A 20,871-nucleotide genomic window follows, 5' to 3' on the forward strand; every position below is an offset into this window, starting at 1 on the left:
TGGATCGTTCGACCACAACGGGCGACGGCGAAAGCCGTGCGCCCGTTTTTTTGTCGCTGCGTAGGGAATCCTCTGTCGGCTCTGACCCGCGCCGCGGAGCTTCCGCATGAAGTTCAACAAGCTGCGCCTCGTCGGCTTCAAATCCTTCGTCGAGCCGACGGAATTCATCATCGAACGGGGGCTGACCGGCGTCGTCGGCCCGAACGGCTGCGGCAAGTCCAACCTCGTCGAGGCGCTGCGCTGGGTGATGGGCGAGAACTCCTACAAGAACATGCGCGCCTCCGGCATGGACGACGTGATCTTTTCCGGTTCGGGAAACCGCCCGGCCCGCAACACCGCCGAGGTGGCGCTCTATCTCGACAATGGCGAGCGCACCGCTCCTGCCGCCTTCAACGACAGCGACGAAATCCAGGTCACCCGCCGCATCGAGCGCGAGCAGGGCTCGCTCTATCGCATCAACGGCAAGGAAAGCCGCGCCAAGGACGTGCAGCTGCTGTTTGCCGATGCTTCCACCGGTGCGCGCTCGCCCTCGATGGTCGGCCAGGGCCGCATCGGCGAGCTGATCCAGGCAAAGCCGCAGGCCCGCCGCCAGCTGTTGGAAGAGGCGGCCGGCATTTCGGGCCTGCACTCGCGCCGCCACGAGGCCGAGCTGCGCCTGCGCGCCGCCGAAACCAATCTCGAGCGCCTCGACGACGTCACCTCGCAGCTCGAAAGCCAGATCGAAAGCCTGAAGCGCCAGGCCCGCCAGGCCAATCGCTTCAAGACCCTGTCGGCCGATATTCGCGCCCGCGAGGCGATGCTTCTGCATATCCGCTGGGTGCAGGCCAAGGAGGCCGAGGCCGAGGCCGACAGCGCCCTCAATCAGGCGACCGTCATCGTCGCCGAAAAGGCGCAAGCGCAGATGGAGGCGGCCAAGCAGCAGGGCATCGCCAGCCTTAAGCTGCCGGAACTGCGCGAGGGCGAGGCCCGCGCCGCCGCCGCCCTGCAGCGTCTGCAGATCGCCAGGAGCCAGCTGGAGGAGGATGCCGGCCGCATCCTGCGCCGCCGTGACGAGCTCACCCGTCGTCTTGCCCAGCTTGCCGAGGACATCCGCCGCGAGGAGCGGCTGGTGGCCGATAATGCCGTCATCCTCGCCAAGCTCGACGCCGAAGAGGCCGAGATTTCGGAAATCCTCGCCGATTCCGGCCGCCATGCCGAGGAAACCCGCGAGGCTTTCGAGGCTGCCGCCGCAAAGCTCGCCGACAGCGAACGCGTCTTCACCCAGCTGACGGCCGAGCGCGCCGAGGCGGCCGCCGGCCGCAACCAGCTGGAGCGCGCCATCCGCGAACTCGCCGACCGCCGCATGCGCCTCGAGCGTCAGATGGAAGAGGCGAACGGGGAATTGTCAGCCATCGGCGAGAAGATATCAGGCCTGGCCGATCCCGAGGAGAAACGGGCGATCGTCGAAGCTGGCGAAATCGCGCTTGCCGATGCCGAGGCCGCTGTCCAGACGGTCGAACAGGCGCTGGCTGCCGCCCGCCAGGCCGAGGCATTGTCGCGTGCCCCGGTCGATCAGGCCCGCGGCGGCCTGAATGCGCTGGAAACCGAAGCCCGCACCATTTCCCGCATGCTCGCCGCCGGTGCGGCGGCGGGCAGGTTTCCGCCGGTTGCCGAGGAGCTGAAGGTCGATCGCGGCTTCGAGACGGCGCTCGGTGCGGCACTCGGCGACGATCTGGAATCGCCGCTCGATGCCGAGGCGCCGGCCCACTGGTCGGACAATGGCGACGGCGCCGGCGATCCCTCGCTGCCCGAAGGCGTCACGCCGCTCATCACCCATATCAGCGCGCCCGCCGCACTGACCCGCCGCCTGCGCCAGATTGGCCTGGTCGGCGAGGGCGACGCGCGATCGCTGATGGCGGCGCTGAAGCCCGGCCAGCGTCTGGTGACGAGGGAGGGCGCCGTCTATCGCTGGGACGGCCATGTCACCGGCGCCGATGCCCCGAGCGCTGCGGCACTGCGCCTTGCCCAGAAGAACCGCCTGGCCGAACTCGAAAGTGAAGCGGCAATTGCCCGCGACGTGCTTGCCGAAGCCGAGGAGCGGCAGGCCGCCGCCGCCGATGCCATCCGCATCGAGGAGCGCAGGCTTGCGGAAGCCCGCGACATGAGCCGGCTCTCGGCGCGTCATCTCGGCGAAGCGCGCGAGGCGCTGGCTGCGGCCGAGCGGGCCTCCGGCGACCTCATCCGCCGCCGCGACGTCGTCAGCGAAGCCGCCAGCCAACTGGGCGCGCAGCTGGAGGAGATCGGCATCCAGGAAGAAAATGCCCGCATCGAGCTGGAAGACGCGCCCGATCTGACGGAGATCGACGAGCGGCTGCGCTCTCAGCAGGCGGAAGTGGCGACTGATCGCGGCGCGCTTGCCGAGGCCCGTGCCCGCCATGAAAGCCTTGCCAGGGAGAATGACGCTCGCCAGCGCCGCCTCGTCGCGATCGGCCAGGAGCGCGAGGCCTGGCGCCAGCGGGCGGCAAGCGGCGAGGATCATGTCGCGACGCTGCGCGAGCGCGAGGAGGAGGCGCGCGAAGAGGCGGCCGAACTCGAAATGGCGCCCGACGAATTCGACGACAAGCGACGCGCTCTGCTCAGCGAATTGCAGAAGGCCGAGGAGACACGGCGCAACGCCGGCGATCTGCTCGCCGAAGCCGAACGCATCCAGCGCGAGGCCGACCACAAGGCGGCAACCGCGCTTTCCGAGCTTGCCGAATACCGCGAACGCCGCGGCCGCGCCGAGGAGCGCCTCGTCTCCGCCCGCGAGCGGCGGCAGGAAAGCGAAAGCCGCATCCGTGAAGCGCTGAAAGTGCAGCCGCACGAAGCGCTGCCGCTAGCCGGGCTGCAGCCGATGCAGGCGCTTCCCGATCCGCGCGAGGTCGAGCGCGAGCTGGAGCGGCTGAAGATGGAACGCGAACGGCTTGGGGCCGTCAACCTGCGCGCCGATGAGGAGCAGAAGGAGCTGAGCGAAAGGCTGGAAGCCCTGATCAAGGAGCGCGACGACGTCATCGACGCGATCCGCAAGCTGCGCGGCGCCATTCAGAGTTTGAATCGCGAGGGCCGTGAGCGCCTGGTCGCCGCCTTCGACGTTGTCAACGGCCAGTTCCAGCGGCTGTTCACCCATCTGTTCGGCGGCGGCACCGCCGAGCTGCAGCTGATCGAATCCGACGATCCGCTGGAAGCCGGCCTCGAAATCCTGGCGCGGCCGCCGGGCAAGAAGCCGCAGACCATGACGCTGCTGTCAGGCGGCGAACAGGCGCTGACGGCGATGGCGCTGATCTTTGCCGTCTTCCTCACCAATCCGGCGCCGATCTGCGTGCTCGACGAGGTGGACGCGCCGCTCGACGACCACAATGTCGAGCGCTACTGCAACCTGATGGACGAAATGGCGGCCTCCACCGAAACCCGCTTCGTCATCATCACCCACAATCCGATCACCATGGCCCGCATGAACCGCCTCTTCGGCGTCACCATGGCCGAGCAGGGCGTCTCCACCCTCGTCTCCGTCGACCTGCAGACGGCCGAACGCCTGCGCGAGATTGCTTGAGGTCTTGCGGTTGCCGGATCCCAGGGCCTGGGATGACGGAGATGGGGAAGTGACCGGCAGGAGGCGCGGACCGGTAGGAGGCTAGCAAGTAACCGGAGGCGCGACCGGCAGGAGGCTACGGACAGACTGGGCGCCGCCGAATTCGTATTTGGCGATCCGTCGCTGTTTTGCTGCGGCTGTCACCGACCCTCCGTCTTCCCCAAGGCTTGACCCGAGGATCCATGCCGCATCCGCCAGCGCCAGGCCGTGGATACCAGGCTCAAGGCCTGGGATGACTCCAGGCGGCACCCGCTAGAGCGCGTCCGTTGAACGCGGAATCAGGTTGAGGGTTTCCTTACAGGCCAAACTCTGATTCCATCGCTCCGACTGGTGATTAGGTCGGAGTTAAAATGACCCGAGCTTTCAGTGAGGTCGTGTCTGGGCAGCCACTTGAGCTTCCTTCTTTCATGGTCACAACCGCATAGGGTTTAAACTCTCGTACAGACCATCTTTCATCGTGGTCCTGATAACCTGCCTTTGAAACGCACCAGGTCCATCGGTATTCCACCGTTCCGTGCATCATAAGCGGATATCTGGTATGCCACTCCTTCACCTCAGGAAATGAGGCCCTCCCATCGGTGTCCGTCAACACGACGGCTACCGCGCTGTTGGCACTGGGGATCGCGCGCATGTTGAGCCTCACCTGCGCCCCTTGGATCGGCGTGCCCGTCTCAGATCTCACTGTTAGTGATGCCTCTGGTTGGACGGTCTCATAGACTGGCAAGCCGCATCCCGCCAGCATCAAAACCGCTCCCGACGCAATGCCGCGCGCCATCGTATTGGCCAAAGTTACTGTCACGCACCAACCGCCTGCTTGTGGATATACCAACGCATCTTACGGCGGCTATGGGTGAGCGCCAGACGAATGCCGCTGATTGTAGCTTACCACCCGATTTTTCAATTATTTGCAGTTCTATGTCAAACTTACCTTCCTCAAAGAACGGTTCGACCATCAGTTTGCACCTCATGGCGGTGTGAGAAAGTCCCAAACCGAATGCGGCCGGTCAGAGCCGGAGTGTGCCACCATGGCACCCGCACCCAGACTGATCGAATTTCACATGCCTTCCGTGGAGGTGCATTGCACCTGTTGCAAGCCGCGCGGCAGGTATGGGACCCCGTCAGCCAGGTCGTAACCACATTCGAGCCGAGGAGTGCGCATCCTGCGGAAATGACCCGAGTAAAGTGGACGCGCTCTAGCGCCAGACCGTGGATCCCAGGCTCAAGGCCTGGGATGACGGAGATGGAGGAAACGGAGCGGCAGGAGGCGCGGACCGGGGCTGACACCGGCCCGCTGGTATAAGTTGCTCAGCCCGCCGAGGCCGCCTGGAAAACCGCGAGCTGCGCGGCGAAGGCGCGTTGATAGGCGGGGCGCGCTTCGCCGCGGGCGACATAGGCGGCGAGGCTCGGATATTCGTCCAGGATGGTGGTTGATTTCAGCCGCAGCAGCACCGTCACCATCAGCAGGTCGCCGGCGCTGAAGGCGCCGTCGAGCCAGTCGGCATCGCCGAGGTGCCTGGAAAGACTGTCCAACCGTTTGCGGATGCTCTTCTCGAGGGATTGCAGGCGCTGCTCGTACCAGGGCTCGTCGCGCTCCAGGATCCGGGCGAGGCTGTGATCGAAGATCGGCGGCTCCACCGTGTTGAGCGCGGCAAACATCCAGGCAATCGCCCGCGCCCGGCCGTTGGCATCCCGAGGCAACAGGCCGCCGTGGCGCTCGGCGATATGAAGGACGATGGCGCCGGACTCGAACAGGGTGAGATCGCCTTCCTCAAAGGTCGGGATCTGGCCGAAAGGCTGAAGCGCCAGATGCGCCGGCTGCTTCAACGCCTCGAAGGAGACAAGGCGAACCTCATAGTGCTGGCCCGCCTCCTCGAGCGCCCAGCGAACCCGCATGTCGCGGGCTAGGCCGCGGCCGCGGTCGGGCGAGCGTTCAAACGCGGTAATGGTGATCGTCATCGCTTTCTCCATAGCTTGTCCGCCTTGAAGACGCGCGGCCAAACGGGATCCCGACATTTCCGGCGCCCGTTTCCCTCCAAGTCAGAACAGGCGATCGGCGAAATTTTCAGCTTCCCAAGCATTGAGAAAAGCTGCTTCCCGCGCAATCCAGCCGACAGTATTGCTCCCCCATTCGTTGGCGCGGCTCGCATATTCGCCCATGAGCCAGAAGTGGCGGACGATCACGAACCGAAGCGCCGCCTCGAAGTCGTGCGGTGTTATCGGCCGGATCGCGCGGTAACCATCGATGAATGCGGTCCACATGGGGGTCAATGACCGGCCGAAGGAGACTTTTGCCCATAGGAAGACCGACAGATCGTAAGCGAGATATCCAGGCCCGCCGTCGTCAAAGTCGAAAAAGACGGCTTCACCTGCGTCGTTGATGCGCGCATTGAAGCCGTGACAGTCGCCGTGACAATAGATCCAGGTCAGATTTTGATACGCTTCGATCGCCCTCGCGGTGCGCGCGGCGATGCTTTCAAGATCACTGAGAACATCCGCGTCTTCGATGAGGCCGCTGTCACGGATTTGCGCGTGGGGGCGATGCAGCAGATGTTCGAGGTCGAGCCGATAGACCGCTCCCTCCGACGAAAAAGTCTGTGCCGCATTATGCATCAGGGCAAGCGTCCTGCCGTTGGCTCGGGCATCCCCGGCGTCTGTCGGGCTCGGATCGCGGCCGGAAACTTCTTGGAAGAGCACACCCTCCCGCGGCCCCTCCGGCGCCTCCCCCTGCACGAAGAGGGCGCCATCGCGGGTGGGGACAGGTGCGGCGACCGGTACGCCTGCGCCCCGGAGATGCGTGAGAAATGCCGTCTCAGTCCTGACGTCGGCTCGACCGCGGCTGCGATGATGCGAAAGCCGGAACACATAGCGCTCGCCGTTGCTGGCGGTGACGAGATAGACATCGTTCAAGCCACGCTGCAGCATGCGGCAGGAAACCGGTCTGGCGAGCGCATAATGCTTATCGATGAACCGCCCGATCGCCTCGATCCTGGGGGTGGAATATTGCGGATCAAAATCGAGCATGCGGATGTCCATGGTCGAATCTCGGGAGCCTTGGCAAGATAAGGCATTCTGCGGCAGCTGCAACGCCTGCTTGTGTATGGTCTTGACGACCCTTGTCATTACAGTTGCAGATGCCGCGCAGCGTTTGTTGACCGATGATCCGGCCGGGAGCGGCTCGGGACACGGAACCCGCACAGAACGCGCGCAATTTTCCCGCATTCGGCGATAAACACCAAAAAAGGTCGGCTGTCTTGCGGGCCGTACCCCATTTGGATGATGCTCTTTTCTCTGACTTGCATTAGAAGTTGTTTCAACGCAACCTGATCACTTTGCTGAAAAGCGCGTGGTCAACGTTGCGAATTGTAGAATTTGCGATGCGCTTCCTGGGGTAGAGGGCAGAACCTGGAAGCTGTTTGAGCAATCACGGGAAGCGCGAAGCGTCTTCAGAGGGATTGCGGAAAATGAAGGTCGGGGCGGTTGGTGAACCGTCCTGGGTTGAGGGACCCCCCGTCCGGTATTCCTGGCCGGACGGAAACAAGGCTTTGCGGGACAATGTTGCAGTCCCGCAAAGCTTTTTTTATGCGCTCGATTCTGTGGTTCCCGCGCCTCCAGGCCTCACATTTATTGTGCAGCGCAACATTTTGCCGCATTTGTCGATTTTCATTTCAACTCCAAGCCATTAAGCTGGTCACTCGGACTGCTGACAATGCCTGCTGAAACTTCCGAAGGCTCCGAGCCGACAGCGAGGTTTGTCAACAGACTGAGGGATCAAGCTGATCCCGATCTGGTGTTGGGGGGAAGATGACCAAGTGGGTCTATAGGTTCGGCGACGGACAGGCTGAGGGCGGTGCGCGCGACCACGAGATTCTCGGCGGCAAGGGCGCCAATCTCGCCGAAATGTGCGCTCTCGGTCTTCCTGTTCCGCCGGGGCTGACGATCGTCAGCGATGCCTGCAGCACCTATTATAAAAATGGCGGCCATATCGAGGACCGGCTGAAGGCCGAGGTGCGCGACGGCATAGCGGCGATCGAGGCGATCACCGGCCGCCATTTCGGCTCCACCAGCCAGCCGCTGCTGCTTTCTGTGCGCTCCGGCGCCCGCGTCTCCATGCCCGGCATGATGGACACCGTGCTCAATCTCGGCCTCAACGACGAAACCGTGCAGGCGCTCGGTCACGATGCCGGCGACGCGCGGTTTGCCTGGGACAGCTACCGCCGCTTCATCCAGATGTATGCCGATGTCGTCATGGGCCTCGGCAACGACGCCTTCGAGGAAATCCTGGAAGACGAGAAGGCCAAGCTCGGCCATGAACTCGATACCGAGCTCAGCGCCACCGAATGGCAGCATGTCGTTTCCCTCTACAAGAAGCTGATCGAGGAGGAACTGGGACAGCAATTTCCGCAGGATCCGGAGATCCAGCTCTGGGGCGCGGTCGGCGCGGTGTTTTCCAGCTGGAAGAGCGCGCGCGCCGTCACCTATCGTCAGCTGCACAATATTCCCGAGGGCTGGGGCACTGCGGTCAACATCCAGGCCATGGTCTTCGGCAATCTCGGCAATTCCTCGGCCACCGGCGTCGCCTTTACCCGCAACCCCTCGACCGGCGAGAAGGCGCTTTACGGCGAATTCCTCGTCAATGCCCAGGGCGAGGATGTCGTCGCCGGCATCCGCACGCCGCACAGCATCACCGAGGAGGGGCGGCTTTCCTCCGGCTCCGACAAGCCCTCCATGGAAAAGCTGATGCCGGAGGCCTTCCACGAGCTCTCCCGCATCTGCACCGAGCTCGAGGTGCATTACCGCGACATGCAGGATATCGAATTCACCATCGAGCGCGGCAAGCTCTGGATGCTGCAGACCCGTTCGGGCAAGCGCTCGACTCGGGCGGCGATGAGGATTGCCGTCGACATGGTGGACGAGGGGGTGATCACCGAAGAGGAGGCGGTGCTGCGCATCGAACCTTCGAGCCTCGACCAGCTCTTGCATCCGACGATCGATCCGCGCGTCAACCGTCAGGTGATCGGCACCGGGCTGCCGGCCTCGCCCGGGGCGGCGACCGGCGCCATCGTCTTCACCGCCGAAGAGGCGGTCGAGGCGGAGGCCGAGGGCCGCAAGGTCATTCTGCTTAGGGTCGAGACCAGCCCGGAGGATATTCACGGCATGCATGCCGCCGAAGGCATCCTGACGACGCGCGGCGGCATGACCAGCCATGCGGCGGTCGTGGCCCGCGGCATGGGCATTCCCTGCGTCGTCGGCGCCGGCACCATGCGCATCGATCAACGCAACGAGCGGCTGCTCGGCATCGGCGTGACGCTGAAGAAGGGCGATATCATCACCATCGACGGCTCGGCCGGCCAGGTGCTGAAGGGCGAGGTGCCGATGATCCAGCCGGAACTGTCAGGCGATTTCGGCCGCATCATGGGATGGGCCGACCGTGCCCGGCGCATGACGGTGCGCACCAATGCCGATACGCCGGCCGATGCGCGCGCCGCCCGCTCCTTCGGCGCCGAGGGCATCGGCCTTTGCCGCACCGAACACATGTTCTTCGAGGGCGAGCGCATCCATGTCATGCGCGAGATGATTTTGGCCGAGGACGAGAAGGGCAGGCGGGTGGCGCTCGACAAGCTGCTGCCGATGCAGCGCTCCGATTTCACCGGCCTCTTCACCGTCATGCACGGCCTGCCGGTGACGATCCGCCTGCTTGATCCGCCGCTGCACGAATTCCTGCCGAAGACCGACGAGGAGGTCGCCGAGGTCGCCTTTGCCATGGGCATGGAGCCCTTAGCGCTGCGCCAGCGCGTCGATGCGCTGCACGAGTTCAACCCGATGCTCGGCCATCGCGGCTGCCGGCTGGCGATCTCCTATCCCGAGATCGTCGAGATGCAGGCCCGCGCCATCTTCGAGGCGGCGGTGGCTGCCGCCCAGGAGACCGGCGCCGCCGTCGTGCCCGAGATCATGGTGCCGCTCGTTGGCCTGCGATCCGAGCTCGATTACGTCAAGGCCTGCATCGACGCCATCGCCGGCAATGTCATGCGCGAGGCCGGCATGAAGATCGATTATCTCGTCGGCACGATGATCGAGCTGCCGCGCGCAGCACTGCGCGCGCATGTGATCGCCGAGGCTGCCGAATTCTTCTCCTTCGGCACCAACGACCTGACGCAGACCACTTTCGGCATCTCGCGCGACGATGCCTCCGCCTTCATTCCCACCTATCAGCGCAAGGGCATCATCGAGCACGATCCCTTCATCTCGCTCGACTTCGACGGGGTGGGGGAACTGATCAGCATCGCGGCCGAACGCGGCCGGCGCACCCGCAACGACATGAAGCTCGGCATCTGCGGCGAACATGGCGGCGATCCGGCTTCGATCCGCTTCTGCGAAACGATCGGCCTCGACTACGTCTCCTGCTCGCCTTTCCGCGTGCCGATCGCAAGGCTTGCGGCGGCCCAGGCGGTGATTGCGGGAAGCAGGTAAAGACTGGGCAGCACGGCCCTCAGTGACGATACCGCTAGCGATCGCGGTAGACGTAGGGCCCGTTCAGATCCCAGGCCATGCGGTTCATCATTTCGGCACTCTCAGCCCGCGATTCGGCGCGGCGGTCGAGATCGATGCGCTGCAGGCAGGTGGCGAACCCATCCGTGCCGCGGCGGAAACCATAGCTGAGACACTGCCGCTCATCTGCCGCCCGCCGCTCCTCCGGCGTCATCGTCTGGCAGGCCGACAGGCCGGCGATGGTGGCGAGGAGGGTGAGGAGGATGGGGATGCGCATCGGCTTGGTCCTTGGCATGATGCGCTGAGCAAATGCCATTCGGCTGACCCCGTCAAGTGACAGACCTCTCGTCCCTTGCGAGAAGGCCTAGGCCGTGACCTGACCGGTATCGCTGGCGTATGGCTTACATGGGTCTACCCCGGAATGGTTTCTCCTGCGCGTCCCACTCTCCGTCATGCTCGGCCCTGAGCTGCCTTGCGATCCAGCCCCGGCATGCGGCTCTTCCCGCAGTGCCAGCCGTATGGATCCCAGGGTCAAGCCCTGGGATGACGGAGGAGAGGTGGTGCCGCGACCCATAAGTCCGCCAGCGCGGAAGCAAGGTGGCGCGGCGACGCATCGGCTCAGCAGCGGTGAGGAAGCTTGGGAAAAGGCGGCGGACACAAGCCTCGGCGAAAGCGAGGTCTCACAAGCTGCGCCGGTTCTCAAGCTGCACCAACGGTGCATGTGGCAACAAAGCCAACCCCACACTCCGTCATCCCAGGGCTTGACCCTGGGATCCACAGCCAGGCGCGTGGTTTCGATTCCTGCAGGTCTTCACTCTTCACGCAGTGCCAGCCGCATGGATCCCAGGGTCAAGCCCTGGGATGACGGAGGAGAGGTGGTGCCTGGTTCCATCGGCTCGGCAGCGGCGATGAAGCGATGCGAAAAGTGGCGACGCTTTTGGCGACGGTGACGGAAGAGGGGTGGTCGCGCGACTGATCGACTCCGGCGGCGCGATGAAGTTGAGGCACAGCGGCGCGTCATAAGCTGCACCGGCCGTGCGTTTAGCAACATCGCCAACCCCACACTCCGTCATCCCAGGGCTTGACCCTGGGATCCACAGCCAGGCGCGCGATTTCGATTCATGCAGGTCTTCACTCTTCACGCAGTGCCAGCCGTATGGATCCCAGGGTCAAGCCCTGGGATGACGGAGGAGAGGTGGTGGCGGGACGCGAAAGCCAGCCAGCGCGGAGGAGAGGTGGTGGCGGGACGCATAAGTCCGCCAGCGCGCAAGCGAGGTGGTGCCGCGACGCATCGGCTCAGCAGCGGTGAGGAAGCTTGGGAAAAGGCGGCGGCCACAAGCCTCGGCGAAAGCGAGGTCTCACAAGCTGCGCCGGTTCTCAAGCCGCGCCAGCGGTGCATTTGGCAACAAAGCCAACCCCACACTCCGTCATCCCAGGGCTTGACTCTGGGATCCACAGCCAAGCACTCTGCCCACATGGCAGGATATGTTTACATCATCACCAACCAGAGAAACGGCACCCTCTATATCGGCGTCACATCCGATCTTGAGCGCCGCATCTACGAGTATCGCGAAGGACTGACGCCGGGCTTTGCCTGGAAATATGGCTGCACCCGTCTCGTCTGGTACGAGGAGCATTGGGGCATCGGCAGCGCCATCCAGCGCGAGAAGTCACTGAAACGGTGGAACCGGCAATGGAAGATCGATCTGGTCGAAGCGATGAATCCCGAGTGGGACGATCTCTATCTTACGCTGTGGTGATGCCGGCTGCGTCTTCCCGCAGGGCCAGCCGCATGGATCCCAGGGTCAAACCCTGGGATGACGGAGGAGAGGTTGGTGCCTGGCTCCATCGGCTCGGCAGCGGCGATGAAGCGATGTGAAAAGTGGCGACGCTTTTGGCGACGGTGACGGAAGAGAAGTGGTCGCGCAACTGATCGACTCCGGCGGCGCGATGAAGTTGAGGCACAGCGGCGCGTCATAAGCTGCACCGGCCGTGCATGTGGCAACAAAGCCAACCCCACACTCTGTCATCCCAGGGCTTGACCCTGGGATCCACAGCCAGGCGCGCGGCTTCAATTACTTACGAGAAAATGCCATCGCTCCTCACACGGTGCCGGCCGCTCAAGGCGTGCAACGCTTCTCGCCACACTCACGCCGCCCCGGCGGGATCCCCGATCGGCAGCAGCGCCGGGTCGAGCGGCGGGTCTTGCGGGTTTTTCGTGTCGCCGGGGTCCTGGGCCGGGGTCAGCGGCGGTTTTTCCTGGACGCGGTCGGGAATGCCGGGTGTCGGCGTCGGGCCGCGCGGTGTGTCGGTCGTCGGTGTCGGGATCGGATCTCTGTTCGGCATGATCGCCTCCTTTTCGAAAAAGGAACGGCACGGCCTTCGGATGGTTCCACTTTCGCCGCCGACCTTGCTATGCATAAGCGGCATTCCTCTATATGAGAGGGCCTGCAACATGGAACTGAGCATGGCCATTCGCGATCGATTCTCGAAGAAACTGAACTGCCCGCAATGCGGCAATGCGGGTTTTGCCGAGGCTTCGGAGATCGACGATCCCAAGCGCAAGCACCCGGATTTCCAGGTTGACCAGCTGCCGCGCGGCTTTGGCGTACAGCGGGCTTCCAACCACCAGGAAAGCTTCATGATCAAGTGCGAATGCGGGCGCAAATTTCCCTTCCGCAGCCTGGCGGAAGCCGCGACGGAACGACGCTAGAAATCTCGGGCGGTATTCAGATCCGCTCCAGCACCTCGACGAAGGCATCGGCGAAACGCACGAGATGTGCGGTGTCCTCATCGGGCGCCTGCATGCGGATCTCGGTGCCGTTCTGATCGAGCAGCGCCAGCACGACGCGCATGTTTTCGCCATCAGGAATGCGCAGCACGGCGATGCGGCGGCAATCGCCGATCAGGCCGGCTGCCGGCAGGTCGAACAGCAGTTCGCCGCCTGAGCGGCCGGCTGCCTGGCGCACTGCCTCGCAGAAGCCGACATCGCCGCCGGCATAACCTTCGAGCGAAAGTTCGAGCTCGACGAGCTCCATCGGCAGCGTCGGTTCGGTGTGATCGATCCCGCCAAGCGCAGACGCCTGCGGCCTTGCTGCAATCTCGGGTGAAATCATCCCGTCTCTCCTGTCCGTGACTTTGGAGATGAAACCGCTGCAGAATGGCCTTTTTTTGTCATATCAGCAAGGGCTTATGAAGTGGACGGCCGATTGCCGGCGGTCTCCGCTGAATTCCATCTGATATTCCGAGACACCAGTTTCAATTCAGGCGAATCGTGCACAGATCCGGATGATTTTAGGCCGGGGCGGCCTAGAGCCTTTCCGGGTTGGATTGAAGCATTCTGAAATCCGGATCTAAATCAAAGAAATAGAGCATGATGTCGTCCGAAAACCGCTTCACACTTTTCTCAATCATGCTCTAAACAGGGTTACGGCGATTTGCGTGGTTCGTGACGCGGCGCTGATCAGCAACCGGTAAGTTTGATGGCCATCCGTTACGACCGTCCCGTTTCCAGCGCCGCCCATCTTTCGCGGCTCCTTGGAGCGTTTTCACTGGTTCTGGCGCTCGCCGTGCTGATCGCCCACCGCTTCGGCGGGCTCGCCACCCCCTATCTGGTGCTGCTTTTGATCGCCGCCGCCGGCTGGGCGCTGCTGGCCGCATTTCTGGCCGCAATCGGCCTGCGCAGCCTGTGGATGACGGGCGCCGAAGGCGGACTCGCCGCCCTGGCGGCGCTGATCTACGCCGCCTTTCCGCTCGGCATCGGCGCTTTCGCCGCCGAGCGCTACCTCAGCCTGCCCGCGATCTACGATGTCTCCACAGATCCGGTCGCCGCACCCGACTGGCTGTCGCCGCCGGCATCCGACCAGATCTGGCTGAAGCGCAACCCGCTCGTGACGCCGGAGGATCGCGAAAAGCAGATGGAGGCCTATCCCGAACTGACCGGCCGGCGCTATGAGGGGGCGCTCGACCGCGTGCTGGAGGCGGTGCGCAAGGTCGCCAAGCAGAGCGGCTTTGTGATCGTCAAGAGCACCGGCACGACCGAGCCGGGCCGCGATCTCGAGGACAGGCCGGCAAGGCCCGCCCCCGGCGACGACGCCGTGACCGATGCACCCGGCCCCGTTCCGGTGCCGACGCCGCGCCCCTATGACGACGATGTCGCCAGGCTGATCCGCGGCGCCAACGGCGTGACGCTGCAGGCGACCACCCGCACGCTGGTCCTCGGCCTGCGCTTCGATATGATCATCCGGCTGCGCGAAGAAGCCGAAACCACCTTCGTCGACATCCGCGTCGCCTCCCGCTACGGCCAGCACGACCTCGGCTTCAGCGCCGCCATCGCCGGCGATTACCTGAAGGCCCTTGACTCCGAACTCCTCGGGATTGCGGGTGGGTGAGCCGCGGTGCCGCCGCAGGCGGCAGCAATCGATCCAGTGAATCGATTGCAGCGGCGAACGCCCTGAGCCCAAGCGAAGGGCCGGGATAGGGCGCGGCAGACCCGACCCCTGTTCCTGTGCCGCCAGAGGCGGCAGCAATCGATCCAGTGAATCGATTGCAGCGGCGAACGCCCTGAGCCCAAGCGAAGGGCCGGGAGAGGGCGCGGCAGACCCGACCCCTGTTCCTGTGCCGCCGCAGGCGGCAGCAATCGATCCAGTGAATCGATTGCAGCGGCGAACGCCCTGAGCCAAAGCGAAGGGCCGGGATAGGGCGCGGCAGACGCGACCTCATACCGTGCCGCAACTCGATGGTCCGAGAGATCGCCATCCCAACCGCCCTCATTCCTGTGACGAGCACAGGAATGAGGGCGGGGCGAACGCCCCGAGCCCAAAGCGAAGGGCCGGGAAAGGGTGCGACAGACCGGGCTCCCTCCCGCCAAAGGCGTTGGCAATCTTCGGCCACCGCTGCAGATCAGCGTCGAAGCTCACCCACGGCAGTGATAATCTCCGCGGCACTCGGGAAGATGCAAAGGCTGTTGGGTCCGTCCAGCGACTCGATTCGTGCCCAGGCGATGGTGCCGTTCTGATCGACCAGGAAGTGCCCGACGAGCTGTGTGCCGTGCTTGGCGAAGATCGCATGATCGGCTTCAACAAGCTCGAAGCGGTCCTTGGCATTGAGCACCGTGTTGGCTTCCATCGGCTGGACAGGTTCCGGGAACTCGCCGGTGGGGTTGATGCGCGCCGCCTGGAACTGCGCCATCGTCGCGCGATAAGGCCATTCCGGCTGATCGCTGCTCCCATCGGGCAGGAATTCGGCATGCGGCACACCATAGGCGCGATGCGTGCGGCAGTCGGGATCGCATAGCAGCGTCACCGGCGTCGGCCGGTGGCGGAAATACAGGCGAGCCCGTTCCACCGGCGTGTTGATGACGGCGACGATCTTCACCCCGGCGGCGCGCAAGGTGGGCTCTATGCCGGCAAGCTGTTCGAGCTGGCGCCGGCAGAACGGGCAGTGCAGCCCGCGAAAGAAGCCGATCAGGAACGGCCGACCGCTCAAATCGGCCAAGGAGACCGTTCCGTCGAAATTGGCCGTGGCGAGTTCGAACGCGGGCGCGGTGTTTCCGGGTTGCAGCGGGCGCTTCTGGTCTCCCATGGAAGAATTCCTTTCCGGGCTCGTCTCAGGTGAAACGACCGAAATTGAATATAGCACTCGTTGCAAGAAGACCCAGCGCTCGATGTCAAGATCGCCTGAAGTGGCAGGCATGCCCCGAGAGGGGCGACACGGCACGCCGGCAAAGATCCGCAGTTATGAGCGATTGCCACCAACCGACACAATGCGGCATCGGCAGGTTGGCGCCACAAGGGGCATACCCAGTTTGGCCACGTCCTACCGCGTTGGCAGACGCCACAGACGCATCAGTTCGACCGGAGCCGAGATGTCCGCTGTCAACACGAATGGATCTGTCGATCCGGAGGGGGCCGGCTTTCGGCTCTTGACGGGAAGACCGTGCCCCATGCCATGGATTGAGTAGAGCGATACGCGGCGTGCACCGCCGGCGTTCCAGGAGGACAACTCGCCCCAAGGCTTCCTCTCGACACGGACGCTGCTTCGATCAACGGCGTTCGCTTCAAGCCATTGATCGACGCAAGCCCTCGCATTTGCCGGGTTGACCGTGCGATCCGCAGTCCCCTGCCAGATGCTGATCGGCGGCCAGGACCGTCGGCGAGGGGAGATTTCGGCAATCCTTGCTCCCCAGCCATCCGAAGGCAGTGCCGCGCCGGATTTCATCGCCCGCAACGCTGACATTGCATCGCGCACGGCGCCAACCGGCATTCCGGCGACGATAGCGGCACCGGCAAACATATCGGGATAGTTGGCGACCAATGAACCTGTCATCGCTCCGCCGGCAGAAAGGCCGACAATGTAAACGCGCGTGCGATCGGCTCGATGTCGTTTGAGGGCATGGTCAATCATCTGCTTGACGGAAAGCACCTCGCCGCGATCGCGAGCGACCTCGCTCGGACGGAACCAGTTGAAGCATTTGTGGGCATTGTTGCTGTGGGTCTGCTGCGGATAAAGCACCACGAAGCCTCTCTCCCTGGCCAGTCTCGAGAAGCCGCTGGCGGCGTCCAGGCTTTCCGGCGTCTGCCGGCATCCATGAAGCACCACCACAAGGGCCGGCTTGCTTGGCAGATCGGCGGGCACGAAGGTCTTCATCACAAGCCTTCCGGGGTTGCTGCCAAATGCGGGGGTCGTCTGGAGCCTCGGTCGCTCCGGCCTGGACGGCTTGCGGCGAAGCGGGCTCCATGCCTTCTCCAACAAGCGCGCGGCTCTCCGTCGCGTCTTCAGCAATCCCGACAGCGATTTGGTGAAGCCGAGCTTCAAAGGACCACGCCTTCAAGCCTGGAAAGCAGAGCCTTCAAGCCGGGCTGTGCCGCATCGCGGATCGCGACTTTCAAAGGAAACCATTTCTGTTTGCGCGTGCCCTTCTCGGGGAAATCAAGTTGCGCCTCGACGACGTGCAGCAGATGAACGGTGACATGGTAGTGATGCGGCGAGCTGTCTTTGCGGTAGCTGAACGAACCGAAAGCTGTCGCCTCCACATCGCCAACGACGCCCGCTTCCTCGAAAGATTCCCGCCTTGCCGCTGCAGATGTTGTCTCGCCCGGGTCGAGATTGCCTTTCGGAACGCCCCATCGTCCATTCCGACGACTTCCCACGAGAAGGATGCGAAGCTGCCCGCTTCCGTTTCTTCGATAACAGATCGCGCCGGCCTGCTGAACATCGCGGACGATTGAGATTGTCGAGTTGGATTGATCGTGAGCGTGGAGCATGGCTGTTTTCGATTTTTCCTATCTTGCTTCAGAGCTGTAGCATCGGATCATGACAGTCTGGTCCGCGTTGAGCTGGTTCCTCCGGCAGCCGGAGTTCACGTTGTCGTCCGAGACCCAAAACAAGCTCGACCCGCACAGGAAGCCCTCAACGCCGTGGTTGGTTCCGATCTTTTGCGAGAACCGGCAAGGTCCGCGCAGGGGATGTCGATGCGGAATTCGCCCGGCTCAAGGACCGGGTCACGGTGGTGCACGCGCCCAAGGATCTGCCATGGGGCAATCGGACAGCGCAGTTTTCCGATCCCGAGGGAACACGCGTCGCCCTCTATACGCCCGTCACCGACGCCGCGTGACGGCGTTTCGCCGGCCGTTGATGCCGGGCGAGGGGCCTCTCACTCCAGCACCAGCCACCCCGAATACCGCACCACCAGCCCCGTCAGCCGCCCGCCTATCTCGACATGGAAATGGAAGCGCCCGTCGCGCTCCTCCTCGTAAGTTTCGCCGCCGGGCGCCAGAAACAGCGGCAGCGGAATGCCGCACAAACGCCAGCCGCGCACGATGAGCCTGAGCTTCTGCCCCTCCGGCACCAGCGCCAAAAGCACCCGGAACGGCCCGAACACCTCGGCGATCAGGTGGCGCTCGCCGCCGGTGCCCGCCGCCTGCCAGCTGCGGAATGTCTTGCCCCCGAAAGACCGCGTCCAGATCTCCTTCTCGCCATCCGCGACAAAGCGCACCGCGACCGGCACATCCTCGCCGGCGGCGGGAAAGCCGATGATGCCGGCGACGAGCCGGGCGAAGAGCCCGCGGCCGCGCTCGATGCGCGCCCGGCCGGAGGCAAGCCGGGTGCCGCCGCCATGGATCGCCGCCAGCGCCGGCGGCAGCTTCTCCCAGGCGTCGCCGAGGATGCGCCGGTACAGCGGCTGCGCCTCTTCCTGGTAATCCAGCCGGATGCCTGATGTGATCGAGAACCGGCTGAAGGCCTCCTCGAAATCCGCAAGCGGCAATTCCCCCGCCGCCGGCCGTGCGCCGCTTTCCGGCCGCTGGCCTTTGAGCAGCCGGCGCACCAGCACCTCGACGCCGAGAACCGGAATGAACGGCCCGTCATCACCTTCGGCAATCAGCGACCAGTCGGCCGTCAGCCGCCGCCCCTCATGATCGAGGCCGCCCAGGCGCACGAACATGCCGCCGCGATGGGCGCCAAGGGCGAAGCGGTGGCTGGCGGCCTGCACCAGCCGCGCGAACGGAATGAGCGAGGGCAGCAGCCGCAGCTTCACCAGCCGGGCGGCAAGGCTCAGCAGCCGCTGCAGCGCCTGCGGCTCGGTGCCGACGCCGGTAAAGGTGGATTGCAGCCCGGCAATGTGCTGCGGCAGCAGCGCCAGATCCGGTGCATCGACCAGCAGGAACGTCCGGCTGGCGAGCGGCGCCGCACCGGGCGGCGCGATCGCCACCCGCATCTCATCGATCAGCCCGCGTCCCTCGGCCGGCTGCCCCTCGCGCAGCACCGCCACCGGCTTGCCGGCATAACTTGCGATCGCCCTGACGACATTGAGGCCGATCTTCACATGCGCCGACGGGGCAATGCCGGCCGCCACGCTTTCGATGCGGGAGAAATGCGGCGCCATCGCCTGCAGCGCCGCGAAGGAGAGCGCCGGCAGGCTGCTCAGCCCCGACAGCACAAAGATGCCCTTGGCCTTGGCCTCAGCATCGAGCCCGCTGACGCCGGCGACAAAGCCGGTGCTGTCGGCGAGATCGGCATAATCGATGCCGAGGTCGATGCAGGCCCGCACCAGCTTGTAGCCATCGCCGGTGAAGCTCTGGAACGGCCCGGAGGCATCGACGACGAGATCGGGCCTCAGCCGCGTCAGCTGCTCCTGGAGATCACCATCGCGATCGAAGGCGACCGCCTGCAGCCACGCCCCGAGATCGTTGCTGCCCAGCCGCCCGGCGCCCCCTTTCGGCGATCGCATATCGAAGACGAAATCATCGGCCTTTTCGAGCGAGCGCCCGGCAATCAGCAACCGGAGCCTGGGTTCCTCGCCGAGCAGCTGGGCGAGCCGGCCGCCGAAGCTGCCGTAGCCGCCGATGATCAGCAGGGAAAAGGTGCCGCCGCTCATGTGATGAAGCGGCCGCGCTGCTCCGGCGTCGGCACCATGCAGCTCTGGCGGCCGGCGATCTTCAGCCGGTTGCGGGCGATGAATTCATAAAGCGCGTCGGCTGCGCGCCGCGGCAGGAGCCGGAACAGCTTCACCAGCGAATAGGGAAAACCGAGCCCCGCCACCATGCGGATCGAGCCATCCGACTTGAAGAAGGCGCGGCCGCCTTCGATGAGGATATTGGTTTCGTAATCGCGGCAATCGAGCCCGTAATGGCGGTAGAGCGCTTGCCCGAGCGGCGACTGCGCCGCGGCAAACCGGTAGCGCTGCCGCCTGTCGTGTTTCAGCGCGAATTTCACCCAGCCGGAGCAGAAGACGCATTCGCCATCGAAGACGATCAGCGGCCGGTCATCGGCAAAGGCGGGAACGGCGGGATCGTTGCGATAGCTGTAATCGGCGCGGCCCATGCTCATCTCCCCTCCGCCTCTCCTTTACGCCGGCCGGTAGCGCGCGGCAAGCGAAGGCGGCCCATCCGCCGCGATCTCGCCGCGCTCGATGAGATGCTCGATATGGGCGAGCACGGAAAGCGCCGCCGCCCCATGCAGCTTCGGATCGGTATCGCGATAGATCGCCTTCACCATCTCCGATATCTCTCGATCGCCGGCCGCGACCCGCGCCAGCACCGCCTGCTCGCGCCCCAGCCGATGCGCCTTCAGCGCCGGCAGGAAACGGCGGGGCTCCGTCACCGGCCCGCCATGGCCGGGAAAGAGCAGGGCATCCTCGCGCGTAATCAGCCTGTCGAGCGAAGCCATGTAATCCGCCATCGCCCCATCCGGCGGCGCGACGATCGAGGTCGACCAGGCCATGACATGATCGCCGGAGAACAGGATCTCGCGGCCCTCGAGCGCGAAGGCGGCATGATTGGCCGTATGCCCCGGCGTCAGCACCGCTGTCAGCGACCAGCCATCGCCCGAAATCGTCTCGCCGTCGCCGAGCGCGATATCCGGCACGAACTCCATATCCGAGCTCTCGGCAAAGGGATTGATCTCGCCCTCCCGCAGCCGCCGCGCCGGTCGGTGCGGCCCTTGCCCCACCGTCACCGCCCCCGTTTCCGCCTGCAGCCGGCGGGCGAGCGGCGAGTGATCGCGATGGGTGTGACTGACGAAGATATGCGTCACCTCCCGCCCGCCGATCGCCGCCATCAGCGCCTGATAATGCGCCTCGTCCTCCGGCCCGGGATCGATGACGCCAAGCGAGGAAGAGCCGACGAGATAGCTGTTGGTGCCGAAAAAGGTGAACGGCCCGGGATTTTCCGCCGTGATGCGCAAGATATCAGGAGCAACTGGCACGGCGCGCCCATAGGCCGGCTCGAAAGCAAGGTCGAATGCGGGACTTTCCATGCGGGACGATGATCTCAGGTTGA

At 64.5% G+C, this 20,871-nt stretch carries 16 protein-coding genes and 1 pseudogene; 6 read left to right on the plus strand and 11 right to left on the minus strand.

Going from position 1 to position 20,871, the window contains the following annotated elements:
- Positions 1–106 precede the first annotated feature (106 nt).
- On the plus strand, positions 107–3,568 hold the full coding sequence (locus J2J98_RS04935) for a chromosome segregation SMC family protein (protein WP_207602489.1): 3,462 nt from the start codon (positions 107–109) through the stop codon (positions 3,566–3,568).
- A 1,344-nt stretch (positions 3,569–4,912) separates the two neighbouring features.
- On the opposite strand, the gene J2J98_RS04940 is transcribed toward J2J98_RS04935, so the two are convergent.
- Positions 4,913–5,563, minus strand: coding sequence for a glutathione S-transferase family protein (locus J2J98_RS04940; RefSeq protein WP_207602490.1), 651 nt, complete (start codon positions 5,561–5,563; stop codon positions 4,913–4,915).
- A gap of 81 nt (positions 5,564–5,644) precedes the next feature.
- A complete protein-coding gene (locus J2J98_RS04945; RefSeq protein WP_207603081.1) occupies positions 5,645–6,628 on the minus strand; it encodes a phosphotransferase enzyme family protein in 984 nt (327 codons plus the stop codon).
- Positions 6,629–7,408: 780 nt separating this feature from the next.
- On the opposite strand from J2J98_RS04945, the gene ppdK reads away from it, so the two are divergent.
- A complete protein-coding gene (ppdK, locus tag J2J98_RS04950) occupies positions 7,409–10,075 on the plus strand; it encodes a pyruvate, phosphate dikinase (RefSeq protein WP_207602491.1) in 2,667 nt (888 codons plus the stop codon).
- A gap of 34 nt (positions 10,076–10,109) precedes the next feature.
- On the opposite strand, the gene J2J98_RS04955 is transcribed toward ppdK, so the two are convergent.
- On the minus strand, positions 10,110–10,370 hold the full coding sequence (locus tag J2J98_RS04955; protein ID WP_207603082.1) for a hypothetical protein: 261 nt from the start codon (positions 10,368–10,370) through the stop codon (positions 10,110–10,112).
- 1,198 nt (positions 10,371–11,568) lie between these two features.
- On the opposite strand from J2J98_RS04955, the gene J2J98_RS04960 reads away from it, so the two are divergent.
- Positions 11,569–11,853 carry a GIY-YIG nuclease family protein gene (locus J2J98_RS04960; protein ID WP_207602492.1) on the plus strand — a complete coding sequence of 95 codons (285 nt, stop codon included), beginning with the start codon at positions 11,569–11,571 and terminating at the stop codon, positions 11,851–11,853.
- A 388-nt stretch (positions 11,854–12,241) separates the two neighbouring features.
- Here the strand turns inward: J2J98_RS04960 and J2J98_RS04965 are convergent, their stop codons facing one another.
- The gene (locus J2J98_RS04965) at positions 12,242–12,439 is read right to left on the minus strand and encodes a hypothetical protein (protein ID WP_064707025.1); all 198 of its coding nucleotides are present in this window, start codon (positions 12,437–12,439) and stop codon (positions 12,242–12,244) included.
- Between the two features lie 121 nt (positions 12,440–12,560).
- Here J2J98_RS04965 and J2J98_RS04970 point away from each other — a divergent pair, with 121 nt between their 5' ends.
- The gene (locus tag J2J98_RS04970; protein ID WP_064711269.1) at positions 12,561–12,806 is read left to right on the plus strand and encodes a hypothetical protein; all 246 of its coding nucleotides are present in this window, start codon (positions 12,561–12,563) and stop codon (positions 12,804–12,806) included.
- A 16-nt stretch (positions 12,807–12,822) separates the two neighbouring features.
- Here J2J98_RS04970 and J2J98_RS04975 read toward each other — a convergent pair whose 3' ends face one another.
- Positions 12,823–13,209 (minus strand): hypothetical protein, encoded by a 387-nt coding sequence (locus J2J98_RS04975; RefSeq protein WP_207602493.1) that lies wholly within the window; start codon positions 13,207–13,209, stop codon positions 12,823–12,825.
- Between the two features lie 366 nt (positions 13,210–13,575).
- On the opposite strand from J2J98_RS04975, the gene J2J98_RS04980 reads away from it, so the two are divergent.
- A complete protein-coding gene (locus J2J98_RS04980) occupies positions 13,576–14,484 on the plus strand; it encodes a DUF1499 domain-containing protein (protein ID WP_138393740.1) in 909 nt (302 codons plus the stop codon).
- 511 nt (positions 14,485–14,995) lie between these two features.
- Here the strand turns inward: J2J98_RS04980 and J2J98_RS04985 are convergent.
- From J2J98_RS04985 to J2J98_RS04995, 3 genes are all read right to left on the minus strand, one after another.
- Positions 14,996–15,676 carry a peroxiredoxin-like family protein gene (locus J2J98_RS04985; RefSeq protein WP_207602494.1) on the minus strand — a complete coding sequence of 227 codons (681 nt, stop codon included), beginning with the start codon at positions 15,674–15,676 and terminating at the stop codon, positions 14,996–14,998.
- A gap of 234 nt (positions 15,677–15,910) precedes the next feature.
- Positions 15,911–16,909 carry an extracellular catalytic domain type 1 short-chain-length polyhydroxyalkanoate depolymerase gene (locus tag J2J98_RS04990; protein ID WP_207602495.1) on the minus strand — a complete coding sequence of 333 codons (999 nt, stop codon included), beginning with the start codon at positions 16,907–16,909 and terminating at the stop codon, positions 15,911–15,913.
- Complete coding sequence (locus J2J98_RS04995) at positions 16,906–17,358, minus strand: NUDIX hydrolase (protein ID WP_207602496.1); 453 nt, start codon at positions 17,356–17,358, stop codon at positions 16,906–16,908. The genes J2J98_RS04990 and J2J98_RS04995 overlap by 4 nt, the downstream gene beginning before the upstream one ends.
- A gap of 200 nt (positions 17,359–17,558) precedes the next feature.
- On the opposite strand from J2J98_RS04995, the pseudogene J2J98_RS05000 reads away from it, so the two are divergent.
- Positions 17,559–17,708, plus strand: a pseudogene (locus tag J2J98_RS05000) (VOC family protein); the annotation flags it as partial.
- Between the two features lie 39 nt (positions 17,709–17,747).
- On the opposite strand, the gene J2J98_RS05005 reads toward J2J98_RS05000, so the two are convergent.
- From J2J98_RS05005 to J2J98_RS05015, 3 genes are read right to left on the minus strand one after another with little or no spacing between them, the layout of a single operon-like run.
- A complete protein-coding gene (locus tag J2J98_RS05005) occupies positions 17,748–19,469 on the minus strand; it encodes a saccharopine dehydrogenase family protein (protein ID WP_207602497.1) in 1,722 nt (573 codons plus the stop codon).
- On the minus strand, positions 19,466–19,915 hold the full coding sequence (locus J2J98_RS05010; protein ID WP_207603083.1) for a thiol-disulfide oxidoreductase DCC family protein: 450 nt from the start codon (positions 19,913–19,915) through the stop codon (positions 19,466–19,468). The genes J2J98_RS05005 and J2J98_RS05010 overlap by 4 nt, the downstream gene beginning before the upstream one ends.
- A gap of 24 nt (positions 19,916–19,939) precedes the next feature.
- On the minus strand, positions 19,940–20,848 hold the full coding sequence (locus tag J2J98_RS05015) for an MBL fold metallo-hydrolase (RefSeq protein WP_207602498.1): 909 nt from the start codon (positions 20,846–20,848) through the stop codon (positions 19,940–19,942).
- Positions 20,849–20,871: the final 23 nt, after the last annotated feature.

This window comes from Rhizobium bangladeshense (assembly GCF_017357245.1).
GTDB lineage: Bacteria > Pseudomonadota > Alphaproteobacteria > Rhizobiales > Rhizobiaceae > Rhizobium > Rhizobium bangladeshense.